6 protein-coding genes are annotated in these 12,631 nt (G+C 39.2%); all 6 read right to left on the bottom strand.

Translation table 11 applies throughout. The annotated features are described in order from the left end of the window. Positions 1–4: 4 nt before the first annotated feature. On the bottom strand, positions 5–2,230 hold the full coding sequence (locus ACZZZC_RS13705; RefSeq protein WP_463482546.1) for a fasciclin domain-containing protein: 2,226 nt from the start codon (positions 2,228–2,230) through the stop codon (positions 5–7). Positions 2,231–2,584: 354 nt separating this feature from the next. Continuing rightward, positions 2,585–5,356: a glycosyl hydrolase gene (locus ACZZZC_RS13710; protein ID WP_463487414.1), complete on the bottom strand. Its 2,772-nt coding sequence runs from the start codon at positions 5,354–5,356 to the stop codon at positions 2,585–2,587. A 5-nt stretch (positions 5,357–5,361) separates the two neighbouring features. Next, positions 5,362–5,670 carry an L-rhamnose mutarotase gene (rhaM, locus tag ACZZZC_RS13715; RefSeq protein WP_463487415.1) on the bottom strand — a complete coding sequence of 103 codons (309 nt, stop codon included), beginning with the start codon at positions 5,668–5,670 and terminating at the stop codon, positions 5,362–5,364. A gap of 286 nt (positions 5,671–5,956) precedes the next feature. Beyond that, complete coding sequence (locus ACZZZC_RS13720) at positions 5,957–8,404, bottom strand: glycoside hydrolase family 31 protein (RefSeq protein ID WP_463487416.1); 2,448 nt, start codon at positions 8,402–8,404, stop codon at positions 5,957–5,959. A gap of 21 nt (positions 8,405–8,425) precedes the next feature. Further along, positions 8,426–9,553, bottom strand: a complete 1,128-nt coding sequence (locus ACZZZC_RS13725) for a glycoside hydrolase family 88/105 protein (protein WP_463487417.1) — start codon at positions 9,551–9,553, stop codon at positions 8,426–8,428. A 100-nt stretch (positions 9,554–9,653) separates the two neighbouring features. Beyond that, on the bottom strand, positions 9,654–12,560 hold the full coding sequence (locus tag ACZZZC_RS13730; RefSeq protein WP_463487418.1) for an exo-beta-1,4-galactosidase: 2,907 nt from the start codon (positions 12,558–12,560) through the stop codon (positions 9,654–9,656). Positions 12,561–12,631: the final 71 nt, after the last annotated feature.

Here is a 12,631-nt window from a genome sequence, read left to right on the forward strand (position 1 = left end):
TTGGTTAGAATTGATATTTTAGATAAGAGTTGATCTGGTGGATAACTGTTCTATTTGATAGTACGTTACTTCTATCAGTAGCACCCAATAGTACATTCACTGTTGCACCGGTTACATCACGCAATGAAAGTGTAGTAGTGGTATTCATGACCACATTTATTTTTGATGCATCGCCAGAATCACTCTTGAGAAGCGTTTCAAATTCACCTGTTTTTTGTCCATCACTCACTACGGTACTTTTATTGATGATGTGGTATTGGATAAACTTATTGATCAATGTAACAGAAGCACCATCGGTAGCAGTGAAATTCGGAACGCCCGTAGTCACATTGCCTGGTAGCCAGCCAGCTTTTACAGCATTAACAATAGCCGCATTTGTTGGAATAAACACAGTATAACTCACCCCATCGGTTACTCCTGATATGGCACCAGTTGTTTTGTTATAAAGGGTAGCATTATTAAATAAAAATTGAAAGAAATTATAGTATGGGTCGGTAGCTAATGTACCGTATCTTTCGATGTGTTTACCAACATTTAGTGCGGTATAGGTTAAAGCCTCTTTACCATAAACTACAGCACCGTTTACAGGGGTAGTGTTAATAGAATCAACAGGGATGGTCTGTTTAGAAACTGCTACGCTATCTTGTGTACCTGCTGATAATAAGGTGTTGCGGTTATATTTGATATATTCTCCATTAGAAGTTTCCAAAATACCAGACCCAGATCTAAAATCGGGAATTGCCCTGTTGCCTAATGGAATAATATGTGTTTGCAAAATGCGTCTTAATGCTTGTAAATCTCCACGAATCGGCTGGCTTACAAAAAATGGTTCGTAAGAGAAGCCCATTTTCTTCAAAGTAACATCGGGGATCGGAATAATTACATATCTAATTGAAGGTGTTTTAAGCGGAATTGTTAAATTAAAATACAACAATGCCTGTTTCATGATATTGTAATCAGGATCGAGATTTACATTGCCATAAATTGTAGAGAATACGTTAGCATCCTGGCTTTTGTTAGAACCATAGAAAAATCCATTGCTCAATACTTGTTTATCGATAATATCGGTAGTGCTTTGCTTGGTTATATCACCCAAAACATTTTGAGTGATGGCAAATTTAGCTGGCCACAAAGTAGTGTTGTAAAGATGAGAATTAACATAATCGCGAATTAAATCTGGCGCAACAACATAAAGTTCATTCAAAGTATTTACGCCTTTTTTTCTCCAGTATTTTAATAATACGTTTTTTGCATAAGCATCAACAGCAGCATTTGTAGGCGCAATTACGCTGTAAGAACCTTGCTGAGCATCATTGGCATCTACCTTCAAAAAGTTTTCGTTATTTGGCGAGAAACCCAATAGTGTGCTATAACTCTTCACATATACATTGGCTGCTTTCCCGGTTAATACTTCGTAGCGATGCGATATATCTGCATTTAAGCCGTATGTTACAAACTTATCTAACAAACTTTTGAAAGTACTGTATTCTGGTTTAGATCCAACATACTGATCAATGCTTAATGGTGGCGTTAAAACGCGGTCGACCACGTGAATGACGCCGTTTTCTGCAATGATATTTTGTTGATCTCCTAAAATATGAGCGGGACCAACATTACTGCCATTGTAAGCAATGTTAGGATAGAAAAAATTATAATCTGCGGCAGACAAACCAGAGAAAGCCATAAATGGCGCTAAGAAGTAGGTTATACTTTTATTGTTAAAATCGCCTGCGAAGTAAATTCCATTCCTATTGGTAGCAATGGCCTTGATAGGATTGCCGTTGTTGTCTTTCTCATCATAAACGAAATCGTAATAAACAGATCTCCTTCTAAATGCGGTATTTTTGATGAAACCTTTAACAGAGAAAAAATCGCTCAGTTTTTCCGTTTTTTCTCCATCGTAAATCATTGAATACCGAACAATCTTCGAAGCTAAATCTGCAGTAATCTCTGTAAGCGAATTTTCTTGTAGATAAGTTTTAAACGCCTCATCAGTTGGTGCAAAAACTGTCCAAGAACCGGCCGTACTTAATGTTTCCTTATAACCAGCCTTGTCTATACATTCCAAAAATTTGGTAAAAGTGCCCTTTGCCTGGAGCTGCTGATAGATCGGGTCGCCTAGATTTTCGGGGCGACCATAAAATTCATCAAACTCCTTCTTCCGGCAACTGCTCAGAATAACAATAAATGTCAAAATGACGATTAAAAATTTTGGTAAAATTTTACTCATAATAATTTTATTGAATGCCAACGGCCATAAAACTAATTGCAAAACAGTACGCTATGAAGGATCGGAAAAACGAAATGATGAAAACGGAAAGAGCGTAGAAGTTTATTGCATAGATTCGCTAAACGAACGTTATTTTAAATATTTGGTTAAAGATTATTTGGTTAGTAAACTTGACTAAAGATAAATAGGCTATCAGTTATTCCCATCCTGTACCATCCTGTCATTTATTATGAAATATTATCATAAATGAAGTATCTGATGGCGAAAGTTAATATAAATCGATTTAGTTGAATACTGGGGTTTAAATAGTAGCACTAATTCATCTAACTATTAGTAAAAAAATATCAAATTCGATCAAAAATAAGGGGTGAGTACTACCGGGCCAATCAATCCAGATGGCATTACTGACCATTTAGAGGCATCAAAATCTTTATAATTTATGTTTACAAAATTGATTTCGTGGTATTTTCGCCATTCTATTTTCTTGATATCCATATCACGGATTCGGTTAGCCATTAAATTTACCACTTCAATTTTGATCGTATTACTTCCCTGCTTCAGGTATTTACCTATTCGGGCCTGAAACGGAATACTCCATAAAATCCCCACCTCTTGTCCATTTATCCAAACCCGGGCACTTTCATTAACCTGATTGAGGTTTAATACATACTCTTTAGCCGTTTTTGATTTCAAGTTAAATTTGGTCGTGTAAACTCCAGTCCCAGAGAAAGCATCTAGCTTAGGGTCGTTCAGTTTTGTCCAGGATACCAATTGATTCAGTTTTTGATCTGAGGGAAGCTCTGGTCCTCCTGCGGTAAAGTGTAATAACCATGGTTGGGTAATGGCAATTGGCTGCCCGCTTTTATTCAGATACTGCCAGGCAATATTTTCTGGTTGATTTTTAGACATATTAAGAAAGAGCGCCTCTCCTGATTTAATCTGCACACGAACATTTTTACCTTGCATTGCAGCTGAACCGATAACTCCACTTTGCGGATCCAGAATAATTGCTTTTCCATCTGCATTTACAGGGATTTGCGTATCAATATCTTTAGCCGTATGGTTTACCAAATAGTAATAAGTGTCGTTATTTGCTTTTCTTCTGATGAATTGCAAACCAGAATCAGTTAAGGTTTCTCTCTTGATCGCAAGATTCGAAAGCGCTTGGGAAATATCAGCAGACAAAAGCACTTTACCCGCACCTATTGTATAAGTAAGTGAGCCGTTCGCTGAAGGCTTAAACACCATTTTAGACAAAGATGCCTTCAATTCAGTTCTTCTATTTCCAAGGTTAGCTAAACCCGGAACATCTTTAGGCAATTCCTGAAAAATAACCGTTGCGCCATTGTTCGCCAGTTGTAGGATATTATCCAAAGTTTCGGGGCTCATCAAATTACAAGAAGGGATAATCAAGACTTTAAAAGGAGAAGCATTTTCTGCAGTACGAAGCACTCCGTTCTCTGCCTTAGTTTTCGCCAATAACCTATCTGAAGCGAAATCAAACGAGTAACCAGATTTTGAAAGATTTTTAGCTAGTTTATAGAAAGGACTTGGATGGAGCCATTCATCAACATCGTGAACTTTTAGTGCCATATCCAACCCCTTCGCTTTATTCCAAACATCGTAAACAGGCCAGTAGATCAGCAATTCATTATCAGATTTACCCGATTGTAAAATGGATTGACAACGAGCTAAGTAATTATTTAATCCCTGGGCATGTGGCCACAAACTGTTGTTCGGGTTCATTTCAACAGAGGCATAAAACAGCCAACCTGGCCAAGGCACATTTTCAGGAGAATTTGTGGTACCGTGATAAAAAACATGATTCACGCCAGATAAGAACAATTGTTCGGCTTCAGGCTTACATTGCGAATAGGAGGTTTTAAAATGCTCGGTAAGCCAGGTAAAAGTTTCAGAAGATACTAGCTTTTTACCGCCGGTGTGCGCTGCTGAAGATGCAAATTTACTCATCATCGGATCAGGATCGACATTCCTAATATCAGCAGAATCTCTCCTCAAACCAGGAATAGCAAAGGCGCTCGAGCCAAAAGTTTCGGTTTCCGGGATATCAACAGCGCCATAAAGATCAAGCAAATTGCCTGGTGAACCATGAGATTGGTTCTTGGTTAATGATTTTAACGCATGTGCCCAGTTCGTCCAATTTTTTGTAAAATTTTCCAGCAGCAATTCATCCATGGTTTCACGGTAGTCGGACTTTAAACGAGCAATATTTTCCGTCGTCGAATCTTTGCTTACCAAATCTTTTAGGTGCATGGCTAAATCATACCCTCGATTCTTTTTAAATTGAGCGAAAAAAGTTGGGGTCCAGGTGGCGCCATATACTTCATAACTATCGTTAAAAAACGACCGTATTCCCTGTGGCTTATTCCGAAATGAATCGGTAAAGCGTTTTAAGTAAACATCTACCGAAGGTTTATCAAGGTGATCTAGTGTAAACCCCTCACCGCCAGGAGCGGCACGTTTTACCATTTGTCGGGTTTTACCGGCAAAAGCTGCATAAATTTGCCAAACACCAGATTTCGGCGACCAGTTCAAACTCCCATCTTGATTAACAGCAGCAAATAAATCAGCTGTTTCACCATTTGGCCCGTAAGCGGTAACCGCCTGCAACTTAGCGAAATCCTGTTTAGTTTCCTTTACTTTAATTACCTCATTTAGCTTTTCGCCGGCAGCTAATTTATATTCCTGAACAATTAATTTTGTTGCGGCATTTTCTGGCTTTACCTGCGGACCGCCAAAGGGCCAGCCTGTTCCGGTATTCATATCTACGCCCATTCCGAGCGAATTGGCTTGCTTCACGGTATAATTTAATGCAGTTATCCATTGAGGCGAAAGGAACGACAAATATTGCTTTTCATAACCCATGGCACCATAAATTGGCGTAATCTCTACCCCGCCCAAACCTGCAGCGGCATATTTTTGCAAAACGATGTTTAGGTTGTTTTCATCTACGGCATTTCCCATCCACCACCACCTGGTCCATGGTTTCATTTGGCGCTCTATCTTAGGCCAGGTGACTTCCTTTTTAGATACAGATTGGGCCTTAGTTACATGGTAAAATGAAAAGCTTATAAAAAGTAGCGAGACGAATCGTTTAGTTTGCATGATTTTTAATCTAAATGGAATACCTGTTCTAATGGAATTGATACTGGAGATTGGTCTGCATTCGTTTCCATGATATCGGCCATGTACGCCCACCATTTCTGAACGATTTCTGTGCTGCCCAAATCTTGTGATGAATTTCCATTTTGCTGTTGTACGGCAAATAAGGTATCGGTTTCTTCATCTAAAAAAATGGAATAATCACTGATACCATTTTCTCTTAGCAATACAGCCAACTCCGGCCAAATTGCATCATGACGGGTTTTATATTCATCCTTAAATCCAGGCTTAAGTTTCATTTTAAATGCAATTTTCATCTTTTTTATTTCTATGTTTTAGGATGACAGAACCTCTTGCTATCATGCTGAAGGTTAATTTATATCAAAAAATCAATATGAGTGACGTTTTAGTGCGGTCGTCGTTGCCAGCGAGTATTTCTTGACTGTGGCAATCTTCTCTTTTACGAATCAGATTGTGCCAAAGGCATTCCTCTGGAGCTTCTTCCGATAAAGAATCGGGATCGCCTGCCTGCCGCAGACAGGCAATGACGAAATATAAAACATCCATGGTAGATACGAAGCATCCTTACCTTTCATCTCCACATTAATTTACTTTCAAACTAATATCCCTGTCATTATTGCCAGTAGATTTTATCCAAATAAGATTTGCTTTAGCATCATAGTACCAACCAGCAGCTTTATCCAACGAATCGACGGATTTGAGCTTTGCCACCATACTCCCATTTTCGGAAACTGATTGTGGAGGTGTTTTACCATTCCAGTGAATCTTTGCTAAATAAAAATGACGACTTGGTTTATACTTTCCTTCAGGTTTTAAAATGTTTATCATTAAACGATTATCCTTTGAAGAAGATGTGATTTTAGTAATCGAAAAATCACCTTCTTTATACTTTGAAGTTAAGTTATCATCTTCGTAGAAATCATATTTTGAATCTTCGTAAGGAAAAACATCGAGTGTGATCACATCAACAGGCTTTTCTCCAGCGTAAATCATTTCTGGTTGCATTGGAATAATGCTTCCAGCCTTTACAAAAAGTGGGATTGTATCTAATGGAGCAACTACATGATGGTAACTTTTGCCGGCAAACTTTTCTCCATTATAATAATTAAACCAGGTGCCTTCTGGTAAATAAATAGACCGCGTAATAGCACCTTTGGTAGTTACCGGGGAAACCATAAAGTTGTCGCCAAACATATATTGATCGCCAATTTCGTAAACATTTTCATCATCCTGATGGTTCAAAACCAAAGACCGCATCATTGGCAAACCTGTTGCATATTGCTGATGCATACTGCTGTATAAATACGGGAACAAACGGTAACGTAGCAGATCATATTTTTTAAAATTCTGTAACGCCTGTTCACCATAATTCCAGGGCTCTTTGTAACCGGGATGGTCCATTCCAAAAACAAGTGCAATCGGACTAAACATCCCAAACTGGACCCAACGGATGTATAATTCAGGATCGGCCTGATGTTCGAAACCGCCCATACAATGTGCCCATGAACCCACACCTGAAAGGCCAACATTTAAACCTGCCTTTATTACGGGTGCAAAATACTGCCATTCACTAGGCCAATCGCCGGCGAAAATATAAGGATAACGTTGGATGCCTGAATAACCCTCACGAGTTTGATTCAATCCACGAAAACCATTAAGCTTTTCGAATTCCAGAAAAGGTGCTTTAGCATAGGCTACGGGAAATAAATTATGCAGTCGTTCTGCTTCTTTACCTGTTGGCCCAACTTTCTCACTCTCATTTGCCAGTGCACCAAAAGCACTTCCTTCATCGGTTTTAAGAAATTTCGCACCTAATTTCGCTACCCGCATCACCCCGTTATCCCACCACCATTGGGTCGCTTTGTCATCAAAAAAGTTAACGAATTCTCCTGGTTTTCCATTTTCAGGATAGGTAAAGCCTTTCTCCTGTGCTTGATCCAATAGATTTAATTTTTTCGCATTATCAAACCGCGGACGAAGGTGTAATCCCACCATTTTGTAGTTCATGGCATAAATACTGTCAAACATTCCCTTTGGATTTTTGAAGGTTTCCCGCCATTCGAAAGAGGTAGCCCCTTTCCCACCCTTTTCGCCAAACAACCTCCAGGTAGAATCAAGCCAAAGTAAATCGACCGGAATACCTAATGCTCTATATTTTCTGGCCAATTCAACCACGTATTGGTCTGAAGTTTTTTCCTCATGTCCCCAAGTTCCGCCGCTGTAGGTACCGGCATGCAAACCGAGTGCAAACTGCGGTAACATGGGCGATTTTCCAGTGATCGATGTATAAGAATTTAATATTTCAGGGAAAGTGGGGCCATAAATAAAATAGTAATCCAGTTCTCCATCGGCCGCTTTGAAGCTGTATTGATCTTTGTTTGATGCGCCCATATCCCACTCTGTGGCAAAAGAATTATGGAAGAAAATACCATAACCTTTTGTACTCATAAAAAAAGGAACAGGACAATAGTTTGCCTCTAAAATATTATAGGCGCCAATGGCATGGGGCAAACCCTTACCACGACCCACATTCAAAGTAACTTTTTTAAACCGGCGATCCATAAAATCCATCCTTTCACCAAAGCCGAAAAAATGCTCATCGGCCTGGAGCTTCTTAGTTACGCCAACTTTTGTAGCAGACTTAGCAATCGACCCATTATTTTCAGCACTTAAAAGTTTTCCTTTCAAATCAAAAACATCGATTTTAAATGGAGTTTTATAAATTTTAATTAAAAGTTTGGCTGTGGAGATGGTAAACTGATCTTTCTTTTCTTCAACTTTAGCAGTAACATTCGGCCAGCTATATTTAATCACCATTAAATTTTCATTTGTCTCGTATTTTCCGTTCCAGGTTGATCTGATTCGGAACATTTCCGGGGTGCAAAAATCAAGCTTCACCTCGCCGTTTGTGGTTAGAAATGAAATTGCGTTACCATCTTTTTTAAAGCCCGATTTATAGTTTCCAATGGTTTGACTGGAAGCTGTAAACGAGATCAAAAGAAAAGCCAAAGCCAGATATTTTTTCAACATAGTGTTTGTGATGGAGTATTGCTATTTCTTCAATTTATAAATCTCGGTACCGGCCAGTAAAAAGCAGCCCAATCCATAATCCTCAAAATCTGGCTTGCTGGTATAGGTTACTGGTTGTCCATCTTTCGGCTCTTTACCTGTACCCTGTGTATACCCCAGGAAGCCATCTTTTTGAACCGCGTATTTTGCCATGCCATTCCATGCTTTATTGATAATTGGCAAATAAGTTTTCTGATCTAAAATACCTTTGTTAACACCCCAAGCCATCCCATAGATAAATAAGGCGGTTCCTGAAGTTTCCTTACCTCCAAAATGATTAGGATCATGTAAACTTACATTCCAAAATCCGTCTGTGCGTTGTAATGGAACCAAAGCTTTGATCATTTCATGATAGGTTTTCAAATATTCATCATAACCAACGGCATCTTTTGGCATAATATCCAATACCCTCACCAGTGCTGCAACTACCCATCCATTTCCCCGCGACCAATAACAATCTTCGCCATTTGGCTCTTTATACGGAGGAACGAAGTCTTTATCTCGCCACCAAAGGCCATCCTTTGCGTTGTATAAACCGCCACCCTGCACATTTTTGCTGTGCAAATACATTTTATACATGTAATCGTAATAGCTGTTATCGTTGTACAGATTTCCTAACTTTGCAAAAACAGGCATTCCCATTTGCAAAGCATCTATCCAGGTCCAATCGTCTACTTTACCAGATTTAACCATCATATCAATCGAGGCTTTTATATCTTTTATACGCTCTGGCTTTTTGTCGATGTTATAAAGGTCAATATAAGTTTGACCACAAGCATGATTGTCTGCATCTCGGGTTTTCACACCATCTCTTAATCCCCAATGATGTTTTTCGCCCCATTGAACGGCGTAGTCATAATATTTCTGTTCACGATTAACTTCATACAAGGCCATTAATCCTTCATAGTAAACCGCCCTGGTCCAAAGGTTACTTGGCCGTTCTTTGTTGGTGATGATAGATTTACCAGCATCGGGCCATTTGTTCATGAAATAGGTATTGGTTAATTGCATGGCCTTTAAAACCGCTTTTTTATTTGGAATTTTCTGTGCAAAAACTAGCTGTGCTGATAAGCCGATGATGAGGCAGAAAAGGAATGTGAATTTCTTCATTATTATTAATTTATGGTTATCATAAGGTTTAAAGCAGAACAATCTTTTGCAACGCTTGTGCTTCCAGATTGCCTCCTTAGGCGCTATGACAACAGGTTTTCTAATTTGAATTTGGTTTAGGCTTTAACTCGTCAGGACTATCTTTTGTAAAAGTATCGAACTGAATTTTAGATGGACTTTCGAAAATATCTTTTACAGTATTATAGGCTACTTCATATTTAGGCTTAAAGTTTTCAGACATCATGTATCGCTGCAAGCTAAAAAAAAGTTGCTGTGCCGCAGGCGAATTTTTTAAATCGGGACTTAGATTGGCACTTGAAATAATCAATTTGCCTTTACCCACTTTTGCCTCTAAAACTAAAGCCAGTTTACGATTGAGAAACCAGGTATCAATCGGTTGAACGATCGGCTTAAACCCTTTAGGGAAATCTTCCAAATTCATTACCTGCGCTTTATTTACAATTTCCCACCATTGCATATTGCTGTGGTTTTCAGTCGGGAAGTTTTCAAAGGCTGGATTTGCTGGATCGCAAAGAATGCCCAACGTATGCGGCGGACGCATTTTAAACCAGGATGTATTCCAGAAAACAGGCAAAAATGTTTGAACCACTTCTTTACCCTTGATTACTTTGCCGGCTGCGTTTAAGAACACATTTCCGCCTTCATCCAATATCTTTTTTGCCTGCTCATCTAATTTGTCTGTGTAATAAAAACTGGTTTTAAATTTTGGAAGTTCTGCGGGATAAACCCAAAAGCTCCAATCGTTGGCGAACTCGGTACCTTCAATGCTTACCTCTACATTTAACTTGGTGGCTTTTAGGATAGTATTCAAATCAAATTTGATATCGCCAATTACGATTCCATTTGCAACGGGCAATGTTTGCGGACTAAAAGCGCCTTGAGCCAATGTTACTCCCGAAGCATCTTTTATAGTCCATAAAACCTTGGCACCTTTTAATGGCGCTTTGCCAAAGTGCGCAATCTGAACAGCCGCAGTTAGCGTTTCGTTGTTGGTATAAACAAATTTAGGAACGTTAAGCAATGGAACTGTGCTGTTAGAAAAACGTCTGAATTCTTTAGCGGTGATGTATCCTTTTTCATCCCAAAAAGCATCCAGAACACCAACCAAAGCTGTTCCCTGGCCAGGATAATCATTTAAAGAAAGTAATTGATAACCATTGTAATTTGGGGTTCTTAAAGCTTTCTCGATTTCATTTTTATAACAAAGGGCTTGTAACTTTCCCGAAGCCATTAAAAAATCTTTGGCCTGGTCGGCCATATCATGATCGGCTAAATCTTCCTGAAACATCTCGAAGTTTTTCGGCTTGTAAACACCGGTATATTTTTTCATTTCCGCAAAATTTGGAAATGCACAATATTGGCCCATTTCGTGGGCTACGAAAGGAACGGTAAATTGTTCAATTTGCTTGGCGTAGGTGGAGATGCTCTCCGGTTTTTTACCCCAATCTAAACCCCGGGCACCAGCACGAACCATGTATTCATTATTTGGGATTACCGGCCAACTGCCACCCACTGATGCTCCGGTGTATAATCTTCTCGAATCTTTTGCTTTCCAATAATTATTAAATTTTGTTAGATATTCTACCTGTCTGCCTCGAGGTTCATTGCCATAGGCCATCATACAAAACGAAGCGTAGTTGCCATAGTTTTTAGTCATCCGATTTGTTTCATCGTAGATGAATTGATCAATTGGCTTCCCTTCTCCTATTGATGTACCATGGTTGGCCCAACTTGGTCCTTCAGGTTGCAAATAAAATCCAGTTAAATCGGCGGCAATAAAAGCAGCTTCAGGCGGGCACCAGGAGTGGAAACGCATGTGGTTCAATCCATGTGCTTTAGATATTTTGAAAATTCGCTCCCAGGCAGCAACATCCATAGATGGATAACCGGTTAGTGGAAATTCGCAATTGTTGGCTGTTCCACGTAAAAATACCGGGCGACCATTAATTTCAAAACTTCTGCCAACAGCCTTAAACTCACGCATGCCAAACTGAACATTTTTAGTGTCCTTTTTACCATCGTTAGCAGTTAGAGTAGCTGTTAAGCGATATAAAGCGGGATCAAATTCATCCCACGTGGCAATGTTATCGCCCATTGGCAAATCGATTTCTAAAGTACCCACTCCATTTTTGATTTGATATGGAACCGTTACCGGCTTTACACTGATAATATTTTTGGTGTTGAAACTTTTTGCAGATAAGGTAACCTTCCCGCTGGAAGAAATGTTGGAACCTGCCTTTAGCTCAATTTTTATTTTTGCAGATTTTTCTTTTAAGTCTGGATAAATCTGAACATCTTCAAAATATACAGGCGAACCAGCCTGTAAAAACATTTTGCCCACTACACCATTCCAGTTTCCCTGTGTATGATCGGTTAAACTGTGAGAATCCTGACCGACATTGATGGCTTTAATCCGATTGTCTATTAATAATGTAATGGTGTGTTTTCCAGCTTTTAAATTTGCTGGCAACTCGAAGTTTTGTGCCACCACAAAGGTGTATTGCGTGCCAATTTCCATATCATCAATCCAAACACGTGTTTCTGAGTGGGGATATTCGAGAGATAAAACCACCCGCTGCCCTTTCCAGTTTGCAGGAATTTCTACATCTTTCTGATACCATGCGGCACCTGTATAATGTTTTGCAGGGGTTAACCAGAAGGGAATTTTAAGGTTTCCTGGTTTGCGATATTTTTCCAAACGTGGGTGATAAAAATAAGAACTATCGTAAATACTTCCCGTCCATTTGGTTTTAAGCGTGATGTCGTCGCCCTTTAAATTTTCTGCCATTGAACCAGGCAGGTTGATGGTTTCAGGCAATTTGGTATTGTACCATTTAGCCTTGATGCCTTCGTCACCAGCATCAATTTTAAACCTCCACTTCCCTGAAACAGAAATGGTTTGACCGAAGCTGCTCGTAGAAAAAACGGTTAGGAAACATATAGCCAGTGCTACATATCTTGCAAACGACAATACTTTTATCTGCATAATTTTATCTGAAATGAATGCTAAAGCATTCTATATATTTGGTTAAGGGCACTATAATAGCATTAAATATA

The organism is Pedobacter sp. AC212 (genome assembly GCF_979258625.1).